The following is a 19,507-nucleotide window of genomic DNA, read 5'->3' as shown; positions in this document are numbered from 1 at the left end:
GCCATAGAGTGCAAAATCACAATTCATTTGTTCTGCGTATGATAATTACGTGGAATCACTCTGTAATTGACTTCCCATAGGGACGTATATACATACTCCACCTGCTTTCAGATGATGGGCAGGATCTGGTAGATTGCCGGAAATCGCCACCCAACGTTCCATTGGCGTCCGATCAAGTCCTGTTGCCCATAGATGCAGAACTTGAAACCCAAGCGCTCTTAATGCGTCACCGCTTTCGTTGCTAATTAACAATCGCTGTTCATTTGTGACATTTGCGAACAGATCGATCCCTCCATAAATATTCCTATGCCAATCTGTAATCATGGGTTGCCACTTTGCAAAATTGCCGCCACCATTTTGGTGATAATCAGCGCTTTCAAGAACCCCCTCATTGGCGATAGTGTGAATAGCGAGATAAGTTGGCGCAGAAGGTATTCCATCGGACAATTTAAATCGTTGGGATGTGAGAAACCCCCTAACAGAAATTAACGCGGGCAACTTTTCATTGCTGTAAAAGGCATTCCATTCATCCTCTGCAGACGGGTCGGTAAAGCTGCATTCAACTGTGTAAATCATATGCACCTCTTTTGACGGATTTTTCATCGATTGGGGCTGGTTAAATAAGGTTCATCCCGCCATCCACCACAATCACCTCTCCCGTCAGATAGCTCGATTCAGTCAGCATCATGGCAACATCCGCGACGTCGCCAGGGCGCGCACTCCGACCCATGGGGGCATCGCGAATCCATTGTTCGCGAATGGTCGCCCAATCTTCGGTCAGCGGCGTATCCACCAGCCCCGGTGCGATAGCGTTCACCCGGATATCGGGTCCCAAGGTTTTGGCGAGTAAGCGGGTGACATGGATCAATGCGGCCTTGCTGGCGGCGTAAGGTATGGAAGCCCCCTTGGGTCGGACGCCGGCATGGGAACTGATATTTAACACCGATGCCGGGTGTTCGGCCGTCGATGCCGCGCGCAGATAGGGTTCACTCAGCGCGACGAGTTGCCAGGGCGCCACCACATGGAGTTCGTAGAGGCGGTGCCAGATATCGGGTGTCGCGGCCTGTAGATCATCATGCGGAATCATGCTGGACTCACCCGCGTTATTGACCAGCACGTCGAGCCGACCATAGTGCGTATACACCTGATTGATCAGATCCCGGCGCTCACCATCCTCCAGCAAGTCTGCCTGAAAATAGTGGGCACCCGCCAGCATTGCCGCCGCTTGTAGACCCGCAGCGGAGGAGGTGCGGGAATGCAGGGCCACCCAATATCCCGCCTGCGTCAAACGCTGCGCGATAGCCAGACCAATGCCGGAGGTGGCGCCGGTAACCAGTGCGACGCGCGAATTACCGGTCATGACAGTTGTATCGGCTGATCATACGTGGCCACCTCCAGCAAATTGCCATCGGGATCTCGAAAGTAGACAGAGGTGATCGGCCCCGTGGCTCCAGTGCGGGGCACCGGACCGGCTTCCAGGGCAACTCCGCAGACCTGCAGATGGGCGAGCACTTCTTCGATACCACCGGCCACGATGAAGCATAAATCCGCCGACCCGGGAGTGGGACTGGCCGCATGCGGAGCGATGGGACGCCCTGCCGAATGCAGGTTGATTTTTTGCTGCCCAAAGGCCAAGGCCCTTCGCTGGTCACCAAAGGTGATTTCCTGCATGCCCAATACCCGTGAATAGAAGTCGATCGTAACAGATATATCCACCACGGTCAGGACGACATGATCCAGGCGGTCTATGCGCATAGCGTGATCTCAGAGGGTGTTCGTGGAGAGGGACGGGGCCAAGGTCGACTCCAGCGTAGCAGTGATGAAGGGTAGATAAAACCAATGGTACTATGCTTTCGGATGGTATTGTCTAGTTGTCGGTTTCGGCTGGGTGCCTGATTCAAGGAACGCATTACCCCGCCCGTCGCCAACGAAAACTGGATGGCCGCTTACAGTCTGGTACCGCCGATCAGAGCTCAATGGAGGCAGAGCAGTATCTTTTTCCCAGCCGGCTAAGGGCATCCCCACATCTGTCCACCCGTCAATATGCCAGGATCGTTGATCGGTGGGTGAGCTCCATTGGTCTTGATCCCACGACGTATGGTACCCTCAGCATGCGCCGGACCAAGGCGACCCTTATTTACAAGCTCAGGTCAATTCATTTAATTTATGAATGGTTTATTTCGAAGATCATTCACCGGGTGGCTATGCAGCCCGCCTGTCTACTCCACATCAAGGATAGAGCACCATGGGTTTTAACGGCTTTCGAACCTGCCGCCTCCGCGATCCGCTCTTATGGATAAGCGTCGCGCTGCTGATGAGTTTTGCGGGTGGCGCCAATGCCACCGGCATCGCGCAAATCATCCACGCACGCAAGGTGCACTTCAGGACACTCGGCAGGACCGACAAGCTTCTGCGGGATCAGATGGATCGCTCGCACCTGAATTGGCGCCTGATCCAAGTGGACGCGAGGCAAATTGCCGTGCTCGCCGATTCCCTGCCCACATGGTTTCCTGCGGGCAGCGGGAAAGGGCATGGGGCCGGCACCCGAGCGAGCCGGGAAATCTGGGCGAAACCCGCTGCGTTCGCCCAGGCCGCACAGAGAATGCGAATCAGCGCACAAAACATGACGCGGGACGCCGCAGGCCACGACCTGCACGCGCTCGCATTGGAAACCAGGAGACTCGGTCAGTCCTGCGACAGTTGCCATCGGGTTTTCCGCACGCACAGCAACTGGTGGTGATGCATGGTCAATACGGGGAGTTCAGTTCGAAAGCGCGTTCGAGTCTGGGATCTGCCGACGAGGATCTGGCACTGGAGCATCCTGATTCTGTTCGCGACCTGCTGGTGGACCGCGGACACCGATCACATGCGATGGCACCTGTTCGCCGGCTACGGAGTCCTCGGTGTCGTGTCTTTTCGGATTTTGTGGGGTTTTTGCGGCGGACAGACTGCCAGGTTCAGCAGTTTCGTTCGCGGACCCGCGGGCGTCTGGCGCTATGCCCGCAAGCTCTGCGATCGCGATCGCTACGAGTCACTCGGTCACAATCCGCTGGGTGCACTCAGTATCATCGTAATGCTGAGCCTTTTGCTGCTGCAAACGATTCTCGGTCTATTCGCGGTCAATAACGACGGCGGCTCCTCAGGTCCATTGTCCCAGTGGGTCTCTTACACGACCGGACGGCGTTTCGCACATTGGCACGCCGACAATTTCAATCTCCTTTTGCTCCTCATTAGTCTGCATCTCACCGCGATCGTATTCTACCGCCTGGTTCGCGGAGAGAACCTGGTGTCGGCCATGATTCATGGCTACAAGTCGCACCGATCATCCGGTGAAACTCCGTATTTCGTGCCGCTGTGGCGCGCGGTACTGCTCGCCGTCCCGATTCTCATCGGGATCGTATTGTTGGCGAGAATCTAACGACTAGGTGATGGAAGACCCGAGCAATCGCTCGGGCCGGTGACGCTGGTAATGGCCCGCATCCCTCTCCCGGGTGGATGTCCCATCTCGGATTCCTCAATACGCGCCCAGTCCAGCGCTTCCGCCGTGGCCCGGCAGGTCTTGGTCCGGGCCGGGTGGCCTTTGCGCCGGATGATGGCCTGCCAGCGATGATATGCCCGTCTTGGTCCCTACGGGGGTTGATCGTCGCCATGTGTGCGTTCTTACTTGCGCTGCAGTCAAGGTGCAGCCAACGTAAGAAAGTGCCGCATAAGTGCAGCGCAAAATCAATTTGGCAAAGAAAAGACCCCAGACTTTCGTCTAGAGCCTTGATTTTATTGGGGTGGCTGACGGGGCTCGAACCCGCGACAACCGGAATCACAATCCGAATAATATCCCTTTTTGTCAGCCATAAAAGTGAATTGTATGCATAAAAAACAACGACATACATTAATCATTATTCCCTAATGTTCCCAGCGTTTCCTGCCTCCACTGTCCCGCAATTGTCCCGCAAATTGGTGGGCAGCCAGGTATATTGATGGCGTCGTTTGTGAGTGTGCGTCCAACCTTTCATCACCACCAATCCCGCCCGTCATCTGCCATACGTTAACTGTTTCGAAGTCGGAATTTGTTCTGGTAGCCTGACAAATGAGGCAGATTCGGCGTGGCAGGGGACCGCACGTTTCTCCAGGCATGAGCCAGTCTCTTTTCCAGAGGCCACGCCAAATCTGCTTCATACCCCCGCGATAATACGGAGCAGCGCCATGCCAGTAGAGAACCTATCAGCCATTGTCTTTTCCAAGGCCCCACCGCCGCCGAAAGGAAAGACATCACCACGCAGAAAACCAAAAGAAATCGACCAATACGGCTTGTTGGGTCAGGAAGAGTATGAGGTTCGACAGGAAATCGAGGGCGACCAGAAAATCCTTCATCACCATCGCGTGCAAGAGATACAGTCTTGCGCAAAAAAACGGATCGCTCAAAAGGCGAAGGCGGCTGCCGTAGACCAAAAAACCGCGGCGTCCGTTAGACGGCCGCGCAGCCAGCATCGTGGTGCCGCGCCCGCCAAAGGGGAGGGGGATGGCGACAGTGACCCTGACCGACTGGCTGTCCCGCTTGTATTAGATCAACAAGGACTAGCCAACCTACTCCTTCTCAGTAAGAAAACGGTCCAAAACATTGCGTCCGTCGCACCTCACAAGCTACCGAAAGCCACCTATCTACCGTGTTCCAAAGCGCCACGTTATTTGCGCGATGATGTGCTTGCATGGCTTTATAGCTATCGTCAGGCGGTAGAACCACCCCCCAGAAAAGTCGGCAGACCCCGCATAGCCACCCAGCATCATTGACCTCGCGTCATGGCCGGCTACGTTGGATGGGCAGCCATCCTCAAATGCAATCATGCGCTGAGCACCGATAATTTACGGCGGGCGCTCCAAAACAGCACGGACTCACAGGATATTTCCGAGCTTCAACAGATACTGGACACGAGGACCGCTTATCGCTGGGCGACCAACACAACACCACCAGCTGACCTTCATCCGATTTTGCAATTGATGGTGACGCGGATGCCGCAAAAGCCCTATTTTTCTGATGATCTGTCGCGAGGCACCAGGATCCGGGAGAAATCAGCGGCGCTTCGCCATCGTGAAATCCAGATTTGTTGGCGCGCATTTAAAACTGACCACCTGTGCGCGTTGAATTTTGACCAGGTGTTATAGCGGTGCAGCGCACTACACGGCTGTGGGCAAGTCGACCAGACTGAGACGGTGTTAACCTCCTTTTTTTCAGTGGAACTTGGGCGTATTTTGGGCAAGAGGCACCAGGCAGCGCGATCCAATGCGTCATCTCTCCGGTGTAGGCTGGCCTTCATGTAGGTCAGACCAGCGGATGGTCAATCCGTAGTTAGCTATGGCCAGTTTGGTTGTTAATACAACTATCTCTAGAATGCTTGTGGCCTTACTCAGAACGAAATAGTCGTTCAGCCTTTTTTTACAACGATATAAATTCGCATTGTAAGATACCTGGCCTACCTGCGCCAATTGCCGTTTTGCGAGAAGCAATATTATGGGCATGTATAGTTCCAATCATGGCCTTTTCACCTTCACCTGCTTTATCGAGCAGTGCCGCAGCTTCACGCTGCACATATTTTGCGAGTCCTCGTCCCTGAAAGGCTGGATGAATAATTTCTTCAACCACAACATAACCCTGAATAAATTCAATTGCTATCCATGCTGTAGCAAATAAACCAATTCGCTCATTATTCAGATTAACAAAATGCAATGTTCCTGTTTCCAGACATTCCGCCAGATATTCCGCATCAGCGGGCCGAATTTCAAGAGCAAGATTAGGGTTCAACCTGGCAAATGCCTGATGACATTCCGCCACATAATCCGCTGCTTCTCGAGAATCTTCACAGTCTACCAATTGTAAAGAAGGTAAAGATGGATATTGGGCCAAAGTATTGATCCGATATGATCACTGAAAAGTGCCGAATATGCAGAATCGCTGCAACAATCTATCTGCATCCTAAACCAACCTGATATCCTTTCGTCAATCCAGCTTGTGGAATAAATATTCCTCAATTTATGAAATCGTTGTCGGGATGACTGATACAACCGCTCAAACTCAGTGTTTTATCTCATGGTTATTAATCTTAATAAATAGCTTCTGAATGTTTAAAGTTGAGTTTTTATGGCTTGTGAGATAAATATTCTGATAGACAATAAAATAAACCAAGGATCCCAGGGTGACGTAGTTCTAACATGAGATAACCCACCAATCACATTCCGCAAAGTACACGGCATGGTCAACGTACCGCCCTTGCAGGCATTCAGCCTCCTTATAAAACCCATGGAAACGATAGCCAAGCCGTTCAGGGATTCGCCGACTTTGGCTATTTTCGGCTGCACATCGAATTTCCACACGACGGATACCTTGGCGGCATAACGCCTCTTCTGTTAAATAATTACAGACTCGTGACATTATTCCCCGCCCTTGGCTTTTTTCGCTCAACCAGTATCCCAGTCGGCCAGCGCTCGAAAACGGTTCAAAGTAATGAAAACCTACACGCCCCACAATCGTATGATTGAATTTAATGACGTAATTAACATCCGTTCCCTGCTGAAGCTGAACAGGAGCTGTCATAATATGACTCCTTGTATCATCAACACAACGTGTTTCATCAACCCATGGGAGCCAACGGGACAAATAATCCCTGTTTTTATCGATCAAAGAAAAGACTTTCTCCGTGTGTTCAACCGCCAGCATAGCAATGCTTAGAGAGGGGTCAATTTGTATCTCTTGCGGCCACACAAGGCTTTTATTATTTCGGTTCTCATACATTTCCTGGCTCCTCGCTATTTTGAGTGAATAAAAACGAGACAGAACGCATTGTAATACCTAATGCTAGAATTTTTCTTGTCAAGACACGCGGATGGGCAATCCGCAGTTCAGAACAACGATCCGTTACGGTAACGAAATAGTGCGACTTGTCACGCACCCATAAAACCCCTTCAGAATCCCGAACGTTTGAGCTGAGCAAGGGTTAGGCGTCAGTTTCAATACGAGCTCCACGAACGATTGCTCCACTGCTGAGGATATCGGCAAACAGTCCGCCACGGTGAACCCAGTGCTTTATGACCGCAGCAGGGGTAAGAGACTCGCTACTTAAATGTTTGCCAAGAAGGGTGCATGGTTCGCACAGTTCGATACCGCGCAGCCTGACATTTCCGATTGAGAACTCAACATTCACCAGATCGTTCAACCTCACTCCTCTGGTTACAAGGTTTCGACGCGTGAGCGAAAGATCAGTGGTGCGAGAAAACTGAGCGCAGAAGCGTTCGATTTCTTCAGCTTCGACCAATGTGATGTTCTGACCCGGTTGAGTACGTTTCCCAAAGTTCCGATCACCTAAGACTCCCATTCCGCCTTGAACTGCGATGTGTTGGCGCTCTACTTGATCCGCGCCGCGCTCTGGGCTGATGAAGATGCGTTCAACGATCACCGCTTACTCCTCGCCTAACGGCTGTTGCAAAATGTTGGACGGCATTATCACTACGCCTCAACGCCGGCCATGCGCAGAATTTCCTGGGCTGGTGTGGACACAAGCTCGGCTGCAGTCAGCCCGGTAGACTGAAAAGCTTTGTCCGCAAGGTAGGTACCCGCTTTATAGCCGATCCATTTGCGACCATCTGGGTGCTGGAACATCCAATGCTGGTATGGTGCGTCGGCTTGCAGGCTGAGAAGCTCTTGAACCCATATCGATGCTTGTTCTGGGTAGGTGCCCCAAAGTGGCGTTACTCCCGTAATGTCGCGCTGGAACGCCGTGGCCAAACCTTCGCTCATAACGGCCTCCGGCATACTGTACGGGCGCTGGGGGTTCGCTTCAATGACCCAGCCGCGTGCGAGGTGATGACACTCGTGGGCCAGCATTGCGAACAGGTGCATTTGTGCAACTGCGGCGATACCGCCAGAATGATGAGGATCTACAACCCAGCTGATCCTGCCCAATGAAACTGCCATACCGATAGAGCCGACTTCGGGGATGACGCGGCTACCGGTTTGAGCGGCGAACTCGATCGTCGCAGGCAACAACGGTATAGCCGAGCGAATCTTCGGCTCAGCATCTGTGCAGATGCTATGAATGATACGCCGAACGTCCGCTGGGAAATGGCGCTGGTCATCCGAGTCCAAGAACAAGCAATCAATCACGTCGGCTCCATTTCTTGCTTTAAGCTCGTGGCGCTACGCTGCACCTTGATGAACTGCGCGGAAAATACCGAAACACCAACCGCTCCAGCTAGCACGAAGATAAATGCCGTGCCTGAAATGTGCCAACCCATAGGCACTGCCTCGGCGATAGTGATGCCGACCGGGATTGCGACGACGTTGAGCAGAATCGGTTTTTTGCGGCCCACAACGCGAAAGAGCGCAGCTATGATAGAAGTCTTAATGTACTGATTCTCCAGATACCCGGCAAGGACCGGAAGGGGCTATGATGAGACATTACGATCACGGTGGAGATTTTGGGCGATGGCGGACGGGAAAACAGGGCGGTCGCCGACAGGATCGCCGTCCGCAGGACAAGGGCTGTTATCTGTAGCAGAAGCCACTCCCAAAAAGCGCCGGACGGCCTCAGAGGGCGAAAGAAAGCATCTCACCACCCTGGAGGTGGATCGCCTGCTGGCGGCCACGAAAGACAACCCCCGGACCGGCCTGCGCGACCGCTGTCTGATCCTCCTGATGTTCCGCCACGGATTGCGGGTGACGGAGGCCTGTGCCATGCGGATGGACCAGGTGGACCTGGAGAGCAAGATTCTCCAGGTGCAGCGGCTCAAGGGCGGGCTGTCCACCACCCAGCCGCTGCGGACGGAGGAGATCCGCCTGCTGAAAGGCTGGATGGCCGAGCGGGAGCGCTGGCTGCGGCAGTGGCGCAAGAAAGAAGGCGGCACTGGGGCCGCCCTGGATCGTCATGCGCTGTTTCTGAGTAGCCGGGGGACGGCGCTGTCGCGCAAGACCTTCTGGGCGCTGCTGCGCCGCTATGGGGAGCTGGCGGGGCTGGCCCTGCCGCCCCATCCCCACATGCTCCGGCACGCCTGCGGCTTCGCTCTGGCCGACCAGGGCGCCGATACCCGGCTCATTCAGGACTACCTGGGGCACCGGAACATCCAGCATACGGTGCGCTACACGGCCACCAACCCGGTGCGCTTCGAGAAACTGTGGCGGTGATTGCTGTTGATTTGTTGAATGGTTCGTACTACAAGAAAGACAACGCATCATACACGGTAATAATATGGCAAAAATTAACCTGTCAGAGGCTGCTGGCTTGGCCAATGTGGCCAGATCAACGCTCTACTCTTATATAAGATCAGGAAAGTTAAGCGTTGATAAAGATCATCTTGGAAAGCCACAGATAGACACATCTGAGCTGATCAGGGTCTTCGGCGTCTTGCAAGACAACGATAAAGACAACAAAAAAGACACAGAAATAACACCGGATACGGTGACAATACAGAGTGAAAACGCTGCGTTGCGCGCAGAAAATGAAGTGCTTCGTGAAATGCTGAGGATTCGCGAAGAGCAACTTCGTGAACATCAAGAGCAAGAGTCATGGCTCAAGCAACGCTTGGACTCATTGGAGGCTAGGTTGTTACCTGGCCCCGGCGCCAAATCATGGTGGTCACGAATTTTTGGTTCTAAGGGGTAGGCTGAAGGGTGGGTGGCGCTTCCCTTTGCTCTGGATCAGGCGCAAAATGATAAACACGTTTAACATGTTTATCGCGAGGTTATTATGATTGGGGTTCGTCTGTCCAGCGACATCGAGAAGCGTCTAGATGCGTTGGCAAAAGCGACAGGACGCACGAAGACCTATTACGTCCGCGAGGCTATTTTGGAGCATCTGGATGATATGGAGGACGCTTATTTGGCCGAAGCAACCCTGGAGCGTGTCCGGCGCGGGGATGAGCGCGTATTAAGCAGCGAGGAATTCTGGCGTGGTCTGGAGGATTGAGTACGCGGAGTCTGTTCAGAAAGACGTGCGAAAGTTTGATGCACAAGAGCGTAAACGCATCCGAGACTTTATCGAGGTTAAAGTGGCCCTCCTGGATGATCCCCGCAGTTTGGGCAAACCGCTTTCTGGAGGTCTCAGCGGTCTCTGGCGTTACCGAGTAGGAAACTACCGTGTTATTGCGAATATTGAGGATCGTGATGTGTGCATTCTCGTCGTGAAAATCGCCCACCGGAAAGAGGTTTATCGTCAGTGAGTGGTTACCTGCGTCCAGATCGCCATTTTGGTACTGATCTTGCTGAATAGCGGCTTTCTGGCGTAGTTTCAGAGGATCAACAACAGCCCAAAGGCATTACCCATGATAGAAATGGTAATGCCCCGTAACCTGCAAGTCTGGGGAGACAAAGGTATACGGGGCATCGAATTCCGGGGACGACCGGACAGGTCCAGTATAGCCTCCCTTGGCTATGCAATCAAAGCCTGTCCGGTCCCCATGCAGAGCATGAGCGCGATCGGGGGCTTTGATGGCCGCGATTGACGCCCTTTCTTGCTTTGCCGAGCACCTGCCCCGCAAGCCGTATTGCACGGATGATCTGATCGCAGGGCTGCAAATCCGCCCCCTGAAAACCGCCCTTCAACGCGCTTACATCCAGCCAAACGGCCCCGGCATGGTGTGCAAAGATAGATAAACGCGTTTCGATGCATACGTTGCGCCATAGTTTCGCCACTCACCTATTGGAACAGATGGTCGACATCCGGGTGATTCAGGTCCTGCTCGGGCACCGGCGCCTGGAGACGACGGCGCTCTATGCCCAGTAGCCACGGAGATCCTGCGTGAAGTGGTCAGCCCTATCGAGGGCCTGCGCCCCACGTAGGCCATCTCCGTGGAACAACCCGCTGTAGAGGTCGCGGATATTTTCCGTGCCCATGGGCCAACCTGGCGACACGCTCAACACACGCACTTGAGCCTCGGCCAACTCAAGGTCATGTCCGCCATTGAGCAATGCCGCAGCGCAGCGCTGGATGGACATGTGCTGAGTTGCACGGAGTGTGTGCATACGGATATTTCTTATAACTCCTGCCGCAACCGCCATTGCCCGAAGTGCCAGGCCAGCGCGGCTCGACGCTGCCTGGAAACCCGGCAAACCGAGCTGCTGCCGGTAGACTATTATCATGTGGTCTTCACCTTGCCGGCTCCCATCAGCGCGATTGCCTATTACAACAAGGCAGTGGTCTATCGCTTGCTGTTTAATGCCGCTGCCGAGACATTGGGTACCATTGCGGCCGATCCCAAGCATCTGGGTGCGCACATCGGAGCTACCCTGGTCCTCCATACTTGGGGATCGGCGCTGACGCATCACCCCCATGTCCATGGTATTGTCCCCGGCGGCGGTTTATCTCTCGACGGCACCCGTTGGGTCGCCTGTAAGCCGGGGTTTTTCTGCCGGTGCGGGTGCAACGCGCATAAGCGCGTCTAAATGGTCAATATTGGGTTAGCGTCAACACACTTCTGCTTAGAGTGCCGGATTGTGGTAGCACTCGAACCTTGTCGAGTAAGTCCAAATCCGGCCCACACAACTGAAACCTCCCTCCTGGTGGCGATTACTTACGCCTAAGTTGTTGACATGTTTCGAGTGCTCGCGAAATCCGATTCTTGGGATTGGTTGGATATATCCCGAAGTGACGTAGAGAGATGAGGTTTGCGCCCACCAGTTGGCTCAGGTGATCAACGAGGTAATCCGTTCAGCATCGTGTGGTGTCGCCGGATTGTAAACGACCATGCTGAGATCGGTCCGCCCATCGACAGAAAACGCCGAATATTGGAAGGCAAGCGGACCGAGTACCGGATGGTGGATGTGTTTGACGGCATCGCCGTGGGCGCCGTGAACTTCATTGTCGCGCCACATCCTTCTGAAATCGGGGCTCAGTCGGCAGAGTTCGTCGACAAGAAGCTCCACTTCCGCAGCGGCCCCCGCTCGCGCGGTATCGAGCTTGAAGGCGCCTACCACAAAGCGCGCCACACTCTCCCAATCGTTCTGGATCGTCCGTGCGTAGGGGTTGAGGAACATCATGCGCAACAAATTCCGCTGGTCCGGCAGAAGTTTTCCGTAATCAACCAGCATCACGGTTGCCGCCCGATTCCAGGCGAGGACATCCCATATCGCCGTTCTTATTAGAGCTGGGCTCGGATCCAGCGCATCGAGCACGCTTTGCAGCCGCGGCGTGACATCATTGTTCCCCCGGTAGCGGGCCTCAGGCGGACGGCCGAGCCCGAGCAGGAACAGATGCTCACGCTCCGCATCCGTAAGCATCAGGGCTCGCGAGAGGCGGTTAAGAACGGCGGCGGACGGTGCGCCGCTGCGTCCTTGTTCGAGGCACGTGTACCAAGTCGTGCTGATGTTGGCGCGTTGCGCGACTTCCTCACGGCGCAGCCCAAGGGTACGGCGACGTTCTGAAGAAAACCCGAGCGCAGCGGGGTCAAGTTTAGTCCGGCGATCACGCAGATAGGCTCCGAGTACATTCTCGTTCGTAAGATGTTCGCTCATCCTATCAGTCTCTATACTACCATAAGGTCCATACTTTACCATCATACAGCGTCAGTTAAGATTTGTCCCTCACCGAAATCAGGGACCATATTCATGCCTTCACCCTCACCTGCGTTCACATCTCTGCGTATAGCCATCCTTGGTTGCGGCAAGATCGGCAGCGCCTTCGCTTTCCAATTGGCGCGCGCCGGCAATGACGTCACCGTCATCGCCCGGCCGATGTCGGCCCGACTCCAGCAGTTACGGCGCGACAATGGGATCGTCACCATCAAGGGTGAGCGCGCCGATGTGCACATCGCCGACGTGCTCGACGAGCAAACACCCTACGATCTGATCATCGTGACGGTCGTCGATTATCAGGTCGACACCCTGCTGCCTACCTTGCAGCGCAGCGCCGCCAAGAGCATTCAGTTCATGTTTGTCTCTTTCTCGCCGGAGAGGCTGCGCGACGCGATCGGCGCCGAGCGATGCTCGTTCGGCATGCCTTTCATGCAGGCGATGATCGACAAAGACGGCAAGCTCAAGCCCACTATTTCGAAATCTCAAAAGACCATCATGAGCCAGCAGCGCTGGGTGGACGTATTCAACGCCGCCGGAATACCGGCAGCCCATGAACCCGACATGCCCCTCTGGCTGCGCTGCCACGTTCCGCTGTGTATAGGATTCGAAAGCGTCGCGGTGGCTGGTGAGCGGCGCGGCGGAGGCGCCTCCTGGGGCGAAGCAAAGCTCGTCGCACGCGGCGTGAAAGAGAGCTTCGCGCTAATCAAAGCACTTGGCTATCAAATCTATCCTAAGTCGAAAGCGCGCGTCAGCGGGCTTCCGATCTTTGTTTTGACCTTCATGCTCTGGATGTTTTCGCGCGTGAAATCGATGCGCGAATTGCTCGCGAGCGGGAAAGAGGAATGCAAGTCGCTGATCGACAGGATGGTGGAGGCGGCCCCACGAGCGAAGCCTGCCATCAAGATCACCAGGATCGAGGCAATCAGGCCGGCGTAGGCACTGGCTGACCGCGTCTTTCCCCAATTCGAATTTAGGAGACTTCTGTCATGAAAGTTTTTGTCACTGGCGCAACGGGCTGGGTAGGCTCAGTCGTCGTCACCGAGCTGATCGCCAATGGCCACCAGGTGCTTGGCCTCTGTCGATCGGGCGACAAGGCAGCGGCTCTGGCTGCCACTGGCGCCGAGGTCGTGCGCGGTTCGCTCCAGGATCTCGACGTTCTCAAGGGCGCGGCAGCGCGGTCGGATGGCGTGATCCACACCGCCTTCAACCACGACTTCTCAAAATTCGCCAAGAATTGCGCTGAGGATGTGCGGGTTATCGAAACGCTTGGCGGTGCCCTCGAAGGCTCGGATCGTCCCCTGCTTGTCACCTCAGGGCTTGGTTTCGCGCCAGGGCGGCTCGGGACGGAGACCGACCCGCCGATGCCCACGAGTGATGCCTATCCTCGTGCATCGGAAGCAACGGCCATCGCAGTGGCGGCCCGCAGTGTGCGGGCGTCGACCGTCCGGCTGCCGCCATCGGTGCATGGCCACGGCGATCATGGCTTTGTGCCGACCCTGATCGGCTTGGCGCGAGACAAGGGTGTTGCCGCCTATATCGGCGAAGGCGGCAATCGCTGGCCTGCGGTGCACCGCCTCGACGCGGCCCGCGTTTTTCGACTTGCGATTGAGCGCGGCGCCGAGGGAGGCCCTTTCAACGCCGTCGCCGAGGAAGGCGTCCCGTTCAAGGAGATTGCAGAGATGATCGGGCGGCGGCTGAACATTCCGGTGGTCTCGAAATCCCCGGAAGAGGCGGTAAAGCATTTCGGGTGGTTCGCCCCCTTCGCGAGCCTCGATGTCCCGACCTCTAGTGAGCGGACTCGATCGTTGCTCGGCTGGGCGCCGGAGCAGCCAGGTCTCCTCTTCGACCTTAATCACCCCGCATATTTTGCGGGATAGCGCATGCGTCCGCCCCCAGTGCTGACGACGGCCGCACCGCCAGCTTTAATGACGACGCTTTGCGCGTCCTTCCTGGCCTGGAAGCTGCGGTCGCATAATGCAGACCATGCGGTCTCGACAGCTTATGCTTGGGCTTTTTTCCTTCTCTGTGGCCTTCACGCATTCACTTTTTTCAGTGCAATCCAATTGCCACGCCGGCTGGACGACGTGGCAATCCGTGAGTGACAGGTGGATGTCACGCTGCGAGAGATGCGCTGGGCCATTGTCGTCGCTCAGCATCGCAGCCTTCGGCAAGCTGCTGCAGCACTTAGTATTCGACAGTCGACGCGGAGCCGCCGCTTGCAAGATATCGAATATCAGATGGGCACAGTTCTGTTCGAACGCACGAATGGCGGTTCAGTTCAGGGAGGCGTGCCGGTGGCCAGCCTATTCTATGGGCCGGGATGCTACTTTTGACGCGGTACTGCGGTTGGTTGAAAGTTACAACGCCACGCACAACAGTCCCCCTTTAGGACATCGCGAATGCAGGCACATAGCCTTATCCATCAGCAACTATGTGTTGGCAGGCAAACGCAAAGGTCACAGCATGACCGATACCGACTGGCGTCAATGGGTAGAACATACCCATACGTCAGAGGTGCAGGCCAGACGCGGTGCATTGGGCGGCAAAGCCAGTGGTGAAACCAGACGTGCGGCCAGCGAACAGGAAAGGGCCACGGCACGGCTGATACGAGCCTCTGGCAGCAGCTATGGGGTCATCTCTCAGGTACTGGGCATCCCTGAATCCACGATTAAGCGGTGGTGTAAAAATTGATTGCCGCAGGGGTCCACGAAGCCTATTTCAGGATGAAAGCCGGAGCCGCGGCGCGGGCGGCAGCGAAGCGGCCACCGCTGCGCCATGGCATCAGTCCGGCCAACCGGCTTTTTAGGTTGGCCCCATTCTCCGGGAGACTGAGGGGTACGGGGAAAAGCAGTGGCAACAGGTGATGGCAACACCATTTTGTCCCTTTGCGTCGGGTTACGAGTAGCATTTTGGGCACAAGGCGGTTGATCTACAGACGGGAGAGTGATGTGTGAGCCATTCGCCCTCGACGGGGGCGGATTCATGGGTGAGCACGGTCACGCAATTTTTGCATGCACGCCTGCACCGCCTTGGCTTGCCAGATGGCGTCATCGAGGGCGTTATGGGCGACACCCTTCTCTTCGACGGGGATACCGCCTTGCGGATAGGCCAAGGAAAAAATGGTACGGCAGTCCCGGTCGGCATTATATCGCACCGGCCAGCCCATGCCCGGACCCAATTCTACCCGAAACCGCGCATACAAGAGTTGTAGCTGCGCGGAATCGAAGGCTGGACCATTGGACCAAAGCCGCAATCTTTCTGCGGGGATACGCTGGAGAAAGCGGGAGAACTTGCCCAATCCGGCGGCCACTGAATGGGCACAAGGTCCGTGGAAGGCTGCATTACGCGCTTCAAGGGTTTGCTCCATCCACCATTCAATGGTGTCGATGTCCACCAGGGCACCTTTGTCGATCTGCTCTTGGGCAGGCAGGCGGATGGCAAAGGTCTGCCCGATCTGGTCAGACTCTGGATCGAAAATGACGGCACCGATGGTGAGCACTACCGCTCCCAGTTGGGTGGACAGCGCCTCAATATCCATCATCACGTCATGCATAGCTATCTCCCTTGCTCGTGGCATTCGTTTCCACGATCCGGTATTCCCGTGCCCGGCCTTCATCGGGATAGCCCCAGGGGTTGCAGAGCACCCGCGTCTTGCCGATGCGGTAATCCATAGGATCATGCACATGACCATGAATCCAGACGTCGGGCTTCCAACGCTGAATGCGATGCTCCTGATTGGAGCAGAAGCCGCCCGATATGGGGCTGCCGGCGAATCGGGGATGCTGGCTTTTGTAGCTGGGCGCGTGATGAGTGATAACCACCGTCGGCCCGTCATGCGGGTGATGAGTGAACTGGCCATCCAGCCAGGCGATGCTGTCCTGGTGGACCTTGAGGATGGTTTCCGGGGTGATGCTGCCGGACACGCCCGTGCCGGGTGCCAACCCCTTGCAGGGTGCAAGCCCATCATGAATCACCTCGAAGTCGGACATCATGTGCCGACAGTTGCGCATCTGTTTTCCGCTGGCGAAGTCCGTCCAGAGGGTGGCGCCCAGCAACCGGACACCCTGAATGATGATGACCTCGTTTTCCAGCAGGTGCGCTTGGCGGTCGTGGGCGATGGCATCCCGGTACTTCTGCCGGTCGTCTGGGAATATGCCGTGGTAATATTCGTGGTTCCCCAGCACGAAGATGACTGGACCCGCGTAGGCCAGACGCAGCTTGCGCAAAAACTCCGTGTAATACTCCGGTATGGTGTCCACGTCGCCGGCCAGGACCAGCACGTCGGCGGTGGTGCCCACGGCAGGTGTGGATAGCCCGGTGAGCGTGAAAAGCGTCAAAGAGGAATCGAACTCCAGGTGGAGGTCGGAGGCGTAGGCAATGCGCATGGGTTATCTCGCTTATCTTATCGAAACGGCGATATTTTCAAGTAAAAACAGAACCGCCAGGAACGTCTGGACGGTTGCCACTAACCGGAAGGGGCTTCGTCGAAGGTTTCGCCATTGGTCGGCCAGAGCGCTCAGCCCAGAAAAATCGCCCAGCCTGCTGAGGACTAAAGCGATAGTCATCAAAAGGATGATGACCGCTATGGAACCTGGTGAGCTCCCCGTAAGCCAGCGCCACATTCTCGCTTCATCTCATTTCTTACCGTAAGTTGCATCGTGGTCCGGGGCAACGGTTAAAAACCGCAAGTAGTCTCCATCCCGGTAGGCGGTCGCCCTGCGGGATTGCGTGATCCGTAGCGAGTAGATGGCAGCAATACCTTTGGGCGGCGTCACACTCAGAATTTTCTCCCATCGCAACCCCTTATCCCGGTAGACCTGATCCCAGGTCATGTGCAAAATCTTTCTCAAGGTCTCCAGGGCAGAATGGCGTTCTGGCTTGGGCAAGGCAAGCAGGTTTTCCTGGAATACCGGATTATTCAGGTCCAGACGAACCGGATCACCCACGGATCATTTGATCCAGAGCGTGCGGGGTGTCGGTATCATCCGCCGGATGCGCCGATGCCCAAGCCAGAGCACGTTGCAGATCGCTTTGCGCCTTGGGCGTATTCAGCCAAAGCTCATTGTCAGGGATTATCTTCACGGTTCGTACCAACCATACCCCGGGCTCTTGTTCTTCCACGCATACTTGACGGCCCGCATACCGTTTGCCAAAAGAAATCTGGCCATTGCTCCCAATCGTTTTAACGTTCTGCATGATAGCCTCCATGACATGCACCACTGCACGCATGCACTATAGCACAAAAGAGATGCGCTCCAACGAACGCTTTGACCATCCACGCTGATTTTGGCCATCTCCCGCATGCTGGCCCAGCCTTGCAGGCGGCAGCCCTCCATACCCGTGGTCCGATCGTGATTGCCGACAATCAGATGCTTGGTGCCGTGCAGCTTTTTGAGCAAGTCACTGATGACCGCCGCCGGGCGTAGGGAGAAGTCCCCCAGGTGGTAGACCACATCACCGGGGCGCACAACGCTGTTCCAGGCATCCATCAACGCACGGTCCATCTGTGCGCCGTCCTGGAAGGGGCGCTTACAATGCCGGATGATATTATCGTGCCCGAAATGGCTGTCGCTGGTAAAAAAGGTGCGCATATTCATTCCTGAAATCTTCAACGGTACAGGGCGTCAACATCCACGCCCATGTCTGCCCCCAGGGCCACATCCCGCAGAATTTCCGCCCACCAGGGCAGAGGCTCCGCGCTTTGCCGGAGGATGACGCCTTTCTCTATTTCCAAGAGTAGGAGCGGCTGATAGTCGGCCTGCAGGTTCAGGTCCACCGTGGCGCGGTTATCGTACACGCGCAGGCGCCGCGCAAGATGCGCCACCAGCGCGGCGTGGGTAAAACCGCTGAACAGATTACGTTCAATCTGGGCCTCTGGAATATCTACCCGATCACTGCCCAGGGCACGGGATTGCACCCGCTGGACCAGCGTATCCAGATCATGAACACCCACATAATCCAGATCCACTACAGCCCCTGCCCGAATGCTTTCAAGTACCTGATCGAATCGGCCCGCAAGGGAGAACGTGGTTTCCACCAGCAGATTTTGACGGGCATCCAAACCCCGCCGCCAGTCCGCATTGGAGAGCAGATAGGCCACCTGCAATTCTGGAAGGGGTTCATTGGCGGCGGGAATCAGGCCCATGGCCCGATCTGCGTCATCTTCGTCTGGCAGCCATTGCCGGATGGCCTCACGGGCCATCGTGACCAGGCGTGCGTGATCTTTCGGAAGCGACGGCAGATAGCGATCCACGTCGACCCATGCGCTTTCCGCAATGCCCAACTGGCGGCGCAAAGGCGCGGAGAGGAGCGTTTTCCCGGAACCGATACTGCCGGCGAGATAATGCAAAACCGGTGCACTCCCGTCGGCACAATGACAGTTGGTCCGCGCTTCAGCCATTTCTTCCGCATAGTGGGCCAGTCGGATAGCCACGAAACGCCGGTAGGTGAACGCGTCCCGTTTGGGATCGGCGGGCAGCCTGCGTGCGGCGAGGGGTCCTTCCGGTGGCAATCCCCTTTGTTTGAATTTGGCTTCCTGCAACTGTTGAAAGGCAGAAGGCGTCAGTCCGCCGTCGGCGTGCTCCGGACAGGCCACATGCCAGTAGGCGCCACTGACCAACAAGGTACCCGGCAAACCGCAGTGCTCACAGATCCGGCGTGAGCGGTCACAATAATCCTCCACGATCTGAAACAGGCCATGTTTCTGCGCGTCCGTCAGTTTTGCGTCATAGCCATAGTAATAGCGCAGCGTCCCGAATTTCTGTTTGACCTGGGTGACGTGGAGACCTATGCCGTTCTCCTGGCAGTAGGTCTCTACGGCCTGAGACAGGGCGCGCAGCAGGGGATACCAGCCGTCTTCGCACTCAAAATGGATTTCCCGGCAGTTGCTGTAGAGTGCCGGGTAATCCCGTCGCAAGGCGTGTTCCAGGGCGATGTCCATGTGTTCTTCTCCTGTAT

General features: G+C 55.8%; 28 protein-coding genes and 2 pseudogenes. 15 read left to right on the top strand and 15 right to left on the bottom strand.

Annotated features, from left to right (window positions below):
* Positions 1-45: 45 nt before the first annotated feature.
* The 3 genes from M0P56_RS06050 to M0P56_RS06040 are packed head-to-tail and all read right to left on the bottom strand — an operon-like array spanning position 46 to position 1,755.
* Positions 46-576: a hypothetical protein gene (locus M0P56_RS06050; RefSeq protein ID WP_291509135.1), complete on the bottom strand. Its 531-nt coding sequence runs from the start codon at positions 574-576 to the stop codon at positions 46-48.
* A 40-nt stretch (positions 577-616) separates the two neighbouring features.
* Entirely contained in the window at positions 617-1,360 is a 744-nt protein-coding gene (locus tag M0P56_RS06045) for an SDR family NAD(P)-dependent oxidoreductase (protein WP_291509134.1), read from the bottom strand.
* On the bottom strand, positions 1,357-1,755 hold the full coding sequence (locus M0P56_RS06040) for a VOC family protein (RefSeq protein ID WP_291509133.1): 399 nt from the start codon (positions 1,753-1,755) through the stop codon (positions 1,357-1,359). The genes M0P56_RS06045 and M0P56_RS06040 overlap by 4 nt, the downstream gene beginning before the upstream one ends.
* A 490-nt stretch (positions 1,756-2,245) precedes the next feature.
* Between M0P56_RS06040 and M0P56_RS06035 the strand changes: the two genes are divergently transcribed.
* The 4 genes from M0P56_RS06035 (at position 2,246) to M0P56_RS06020 (ending at position 5,157) form a co-directional block, all read left to right on the top strand.
* Complete coding sequence (locus M0P56_RS06035; RefSeq protein ID WP_291509132.1) at positions 2,246-2,740, top strand: cytochrome c; 495 nt, start codon at positions 2,246-2,248, stop codon at positions 2,738-2,740.
* A 3-nt stretch (positions 2,741-2,743) separates the two neighbouring features.
* Complete coding sequence (locus M0P56_RS06030; protein ID WP_291509131.1) at positions 2,744-3,418, top strand: cytochrome b/b6 domain-containing protein; 675 nt, start codon at positions 2,744-2,746, stop codon at positions 3,416-3,418.
* Positions 3,419-4,200: 782 nt separating this feature from the next.
* Positions 4,201-4,785: a hypothetical protein gene (locus tag M0P56_RS06025; protein WP_291509130.1), complete on the top strand. Its 585-nt coding sequence runs from the start codon at positions 4,201-4,203 to the stop codon at positions 4,783-4,785.
* Between the two features lie 9 nt (positions 4,786-4,794).
* Entirely contained in the window at positions 4,795-5,157 is a 363-nt protein-coding gene (locus tag M0P56_RS06020) for a hypothetical protein (RefSeq protein WP_291509129.1), read from the top strand.
* Between the two features lie 271 nt (positions 5,158-5,428).
* Here M0P56_RS06020 and M0P56_RS06015 read toward each other — a convergent pair whose 3' ends face one another.
* The 5 genes from M0P56_RS06015 to M0P56_RS05995 all read right to left on the bottom strand — a co-directional run bounded on the left by M0P56_RS06015 (position 5,429) and on the right by M0P56_RS05995 (position 8,355).
* Positions 5,429-5,896: a hypothetical protein gene (locus M0P56_RS06015; RefSeq protein ID WP_291509128.1), complete on the bottom strand. Its 468-nt coding sequence runs from the start codon at positions 5,894-5,896 to the stop codon at positions 5,429-5,431.
* A 300-nt stretch (positions 5,897-6,196) separates the two neighbouring features.
* Positions 6,197-6,781: a GNAT family N-acetyltransferase gene (locus M0P56_RS06010; protein ID WP_291509127.1), complete on the bottom strand. Its 585-nt coding sequence runs from the start codon at positions 6,779-6,781 to the stop codon at positions 6,197-6,199.
* A gap of 202 nt (positions 6,782-6,983) precedes the next feature.
* Positions 6,984-7,442: a hypothetical protein gene (locus M0P56_RS06005; protein WP_291509126.1), complete on the bottom strand. Its 459-nt coding sequence runs from the start codon at positions 7,440-7,442 to the stop codon at positions 6,984-6,986.
* A 50-nt stretch (positions 7,443-7,492) separates the two neighbouring features.
* Complete coding sequence (locus M0P56_RS06000) at positions 7,493-8,149, bottom strand: DUF2268 domain-containing putative Zn-dependent protease (protein ID WP_291509125.1); 657 nt, start codon at positions 8,147-8,149, stop codon at positions 7,493-7,495.
* Complete coding sequence (locus M0P56_RS05995) at positions 8,146-8,355, bottom strand: hypothetical protein (protein WP_291509124.1); 210 nt, start codon at positions 8,353-8,355, stop codon at positions 8,146-8,148. Before M0P56_RS05995 ends, M0P56_RS06000 begins: the two co-directional genes overlap by 4 nt.
* A 115-nt stretch (positions 8,356-8,470) precedes the next feature.
* Between M0P56_RS05995 and M0P56_RS05990 the strand changes: the two genes are divergently transcribed.
* The 7 genes and pseudogenes from M0P56_RS05990 to M0P56_RS05960 all read left to right on the top strand — a co-directional run.
* Positions 8,471-9,166, top strand: a complete 696-nt coding sequence (locus tag M0P56_RS05990; RefSeq protein WP_291509123.1) for a tyrosine-type recombinase/integrase — start codon at positions 8,471-8,473, stop codon at positions 9,164-9,166.
* Between the two features lie 64 nt (positions 9,167-9,230).
* Positions 9,231-9,644 carry a hypothetical protein gene (locus tag M0P56_RS05985; RefSeq protein ID WP_291509122.1) on the top strand — a complete coding sequence of 138 codons (414 nt, stop codon included), beginning with the start codon at positions 9,231-9,233 and terminating at the stop codon, positions 9,642-9,644.
* An 84-nt stretch (positions 9,645-9,728) separates the two neighbouring features.
* Positions 9,729-9,947, top strand: coding sequence for a DUF6290 family protein (locus tag M0P56_RS05980; RefSeq protein WP_065974140.1), 219 nt, complete (start codon positions 9,729-9,731; stop codon positions 9,945-9,947).
* A complete protein-coding gene (locus tag M0P56_RS05975; RefSeq protein ID WP_291509121.1) occupies positions 9,931-10,200 on the top strand; it encodes a type II toxin-antitoxin system RelE/ParE family toxin in 270 nt (89 codons plus the stop codon). Before M0P56_RS05980 ends, M0P56_RS05975 begins: the two co-directional genes overlap by 17 nt.
* Before the next feature lie 268 nt (positions 10,201-10,468).
* Positions 10,469-10,633 carry a hypothetical protein gene (locus tag M0P56_RS05970; RefSeq protein ID WP_291509120.1) on the top strand — a complete coding sequence of 55 codons (165 nt, stop codon included), beginning with the start codon at positions 10,469-10,471 and terminating at the stop codon, positions 10,631-10,633.
* Positions 10,620-10,763, top strand: a pseudogene (locus tag M0P56_RS05965) (tyrosine-type recombinase/integrase); the annotation flags it as partial. The gene M0P56_RS05970 and the pseudogene M0P56_RS05965, both read left to right, overlap by 14 nt.
* Positions 10,764-10,828: 65 nt before the next feature.
* Positions 10,829-11,386: pseudogene (locus M0P56_RS05960) on the top strand (transposase zinc-binding domain-containing protein); the annotation flags it as partial.
* 276 nt (positions 11,387-11,662) lie between these two features.
* On the opposite strand, the gene M0P56_RS05955 reads toward M0P56_RS05960, so the two are convergent.
* Positions 11,663-12,490 carry a helix-turn-helix transcriptional regulator gene (locus tag M0P56_RS05955; RefSeq protein WP_291509119.1) on the bottom strand — a complete coding sequence of 276 codons (828 nt, stop codon included), beginning with the start codon at positions 12,488-12,490 and terminating at the stop codon, positions 11,663-11,665.
* Between the two features lie 93 nt (positions 12,491-12,583).
* Here M0P56_RS05955 and M0P56_RS05950 point away from each other — a divergent pair, with 93 nt between their 5' ends.
* The 4 genes from M0P56_RS05950 (at position 12,584) to M0P56_RS05940 (ending at position 15,241) form a co-directional block, all read left to right on the top strand.
* A complete protein-coding gene (locus tag M0P56_RS05950) occupies positions 12,584-13,486 on the top strand; it encodes a ketopantoate reductase family protein (RefSeq protein WP_291509118.1) in 903 nt (300 codons plus the stop codon).
* 50 nt (positions 13,487-13,536) lie between these two features.
* Positions 13,537-14,427 carry an SDR family oxidoreductase gene (locus tag M0P56_RS05945; RefSeq protein ID WP_291509117.1) on the top strand — a complete coding sequence of 297 codons (891 nt, stop codon included), beginning with the start codon at positions 13,537-13,539 and terminating at the stop codon, positions 14,425-14,427.
* A gap of 249 nt (positions 14,428-14,676) precedes the next feature.
* A complete protein-coding gene (locus M0P56_RS12370; RefSeq protein WP_366110292.1) occupies positions 14,677-14,883 on the top strand; it encodes a LysR family transcriptional regulator in 207 nt (68 codons plus the stop codon).
* Between the two features lie 130 nt (positions 14,884-15,013).
* Positions 15,014-15,241 carry a hypothetical protein gene (locus tag M0P56_RS05940; RefSeq protein ID WP_291509116.1) on the top strand — a complete coding sequence of 76 codons (228 nt, stop codon included), beginning with the start codon at positions 15,014-15,016 and terminating at the stop codon, positions 15,239-15,241.
* A 289-nt stretch (positions 15,242-15,530) separates the two neighbouring features.
* Here the strand turns inward: M0P56_RS05940 and M0P56_RS05935 are convergent, their stop codons facing one another.
* From M0P56_RS05935 to M0P56_RS05910, 6 genes are all read right to left on the bottom strand, one after another.
* Positions 15,531-16,103 carry a 3'-5' exonuclease gene (locus tag M0P56_RS05935; RefSeq protein WP_291509115.1) on the bottom strand — a complete coding sequence of 191 codons (573 nt, stop codon included), beginning with the start codon at positions 16,101-16,103 and terminating at the stop codon, positions 15,531-15,533.
* The gene (locus M0P56_RS05930) at positions 16,096-16,935 is read right to left on the bottom strand and encodes a metallophosphoesterase (protein WP_291509114.1); all 840 of its coding nucleotides are present in this window, start codon (positions 16,933-16,935) and stop codon (positions 16,096-16,098) included. The genes M0P56_RS05935 and M0P56_RS05930 overlap by 8 nt, the downstream gene beginning before the upstream one ends.
* 249 nt (positions 16,936-17,184) lie before the next feature.
* Entirely contained in the window at positions 17,185-17,496 is a 312-nt protein-coding gene (locus tag M0P56_RS05925; RefSeq protein ID WP_009566670.1) for a hypothetical protein, read from the bottom strand.
* Positions 17,489-17,632: a hypothetical protein gene (locus M0P56_RS05920; RefSeq protein ID WP_291509113.1), complete on the bottom strand. Its 144-nt coding sequence runs from the start codon at positions 17,630-17,632 to the stop codon at positions 17,489-17,491. Before M0P56_RS05920 ends, M0P56_RS05925 begins: the two co-directional genes overlap by 8 nt.
* A complete protein-coding gene (locus M0P56_RS05915) occupies positions 17,629-18,141 on the bottom strand; it encodes a metallophosphoesterase (protein WP_291509112.1) in 513 nt (170 codons plus the stop codon). The genes M0P56_RS05920 and M0P56_RS05915 overlap by 4 nt, the downstream gene beginning before the upstream one ends.
* Before the next feature lie 17 nt (positions 18,142-18,158).
* Positions 18,159-19,490 carry a hypothetical protein gene (locus tag M0P56_RS05910; RefSeq protein WP_291509111.1) on the bottom strand — a complete coding sequence of 444 codons (1,332 nt, stop codon included), beginning with the start codon at positions 19,488-19,490 and terminating at the stop codon, positions 18,159-18,161.
* Positions 19,491-19,507: the final 17 nt, after the last annotated feature.

The organism is Acidithiobacillus sp., assembly GCF_023229925.1.
Taxonomy (GTDB): Bacteria; Pseudomonadota; Gammaproteobacteria; order Acidithiobacillales; family Acidithiobacillaceae; genus Acidithiobacillus.
The sequence above is the reverse complement of the archived record's forward strand: the minus strand, read 5'-3'. Positions and strand labels throughout refer to the sequence as shown.

What these genes read in the sequence shown, in the direction of transcription:
- M0P56_RS06020 (WP_291509129.1), top strand. Translation starts at nt 4,795, where the DNA reads ATGGCCGGCTACGTTGGATGGGCAGCCATCCTCAAATGCAATCATGCG.
- M0P56_RS05940 (WP_291509116.1), top strand. Translation starts at nt 15,014, where the DNA reads ATGACCGATACCGACTGGCGTCAATGGGTAGAACATACCCATACGTCA.
- M0P56_RS05935 (WP_291509115.1), bottom strand. Translation starts at nt 16,103, where the DNA reads ATGCATGACGTGATGATGGATATTGAGGCGCTGTCCACCCAACTGGGA.
- M0P56_RS05970 (WP_291509120.1), top strand. Translation starts at nt 10,469, where the DNA reads ATGGCCGCGATTGACGCCCTTTCTTGCTTTGCCGAGCACCTGCCCCGC.
- M0P56_RS05930 (WP_291509114.1), bottom strand. Translation starts at nt 16,935, where the DNA reads ATGCGCATTGCCTACGCCTCCGACCTCCACCTGGAGTTCGATTCCTCT.
- M0P56_RS06040 (WP_291509133.1), bottom strand. Translation starts at nt 1,755, where the DNA reads ATGCGCATAGACCGCCTGGATCATGTCGTCCTGACCGTGGTGGATATA.
- M0P56_RS06025 (WP_291509130.1), top strand. Translation starts at nt 4,201, where the DNA reads ATGCCAGTAGAGAACCTATCAGCCATTGTCTTTTCCAAGGCCCCACCG.
- M0P56_RS05945 (WP_291509117.1), top strand. Translation starts at nt 13,537, where the DNA reads ATGAAAGTTTTTGTCACTGGCGCAACGGGCTGGGTAGGCTCAGTCGTC.
- M0P56_RS05915 (WP_291509112.1), bottom strand. Translation starts at nt 18,141, where the DNA reads ATGCGCACCTTTTTTACCAGCGACAGCCATTTCGGGCACGATAATATC.
- M0P56_RS05955 (WP_291509119.1), bottom strand. Translation starts at nt 12,490, where the DNA reads ATGAGCGAACATCTTACGAACGAGAATGTACTCGGAGCCTATCTGCGT.
- M0P56_RS06045 (WP_291509134.1), bottom strand. Translation starts at nt 1,360, where the DNA reads ATGACCGGTAATTCGCGCGTCGCACTGGTTACCGGCGCCACCTCCGGC.
- M0P56_RS05990 (WP_291509123.1), top strand. Translation starts at nt 8,471, where the DNA reads ATGGCGGACGGGAAAACAGGGCGGTCGCCGACAGGATCGCCGTCCGCA.
- M0P56_RS06035 (WP_291509132.1), top strand. Translation starts at nt 2,246, where the DNA reads ATGGGTTTTAACGGCTTTCGAACCTGCCGCCTCCGCGATCCGCTCTTA.
- M0P56_RS05950 (WP_291509118.1), top strand. Translation starts at nt 12,584, where the DNA reads ATGCCTTCACCCTCACCTGCGTTCACATCTCTGCGTATAGCCATCCTT.
- M0P56_RS05980 (WP_065974140.1), top strand. Translation starts at nt 9,729, where the DNA reads ATGATTGGGGTTCGTCTGTCCAGCGACATCGAGAAGCGTCTAGATGCG.
- M0P56_RS12370 (WP_366110292.1), top strand. Translation starts at nt 14,677, where the DNA reads ATGCGCTGGGCCATTGTCGTCGCTCAGCATCGCAGCCTTCGGCAAGCT.
- M0P56_RS06030 (WP_291509131.1), top strand. Translation starts at nt 2,744, where the DNA reads ATGGTCAATACGGGGAGTTCAGTTCGAAAGCGCGTTCGAGTCTGGGAT.
- M0P56_RS06050 (WP_291509135.1), bottom strand. Translation starts at nt 576, where the DNA reads ATGATTTACACAGTTGAATGCAGCTTTACCGACCCGTCTGCAGAGGAT.
- M0P56_RS06010 (WP_291509127.1), bottom strand. Translation starts at nt 6,781, where the DNA reads ATGTATGAGAACCGAAATAATAAAAGCCTTGTGTGGCCGCAAGAGATA.
- M0P56_RS05985 (WP_291509122.1), top strand. Translation starts at nt 9,231, where the DNA reads ATGGCAAAAATTAACCTGTCAGAGGCTGCTGGCTTGGCCAATGTGGCC.
- M0P56_RS05910 (WP_291509111.1), bottom strand. Translation starts at nt 19,490, where the DNA reads ATGGACATCGCCCTGGAACACGCCTTGCGACGGGATTACCCGGCACTC.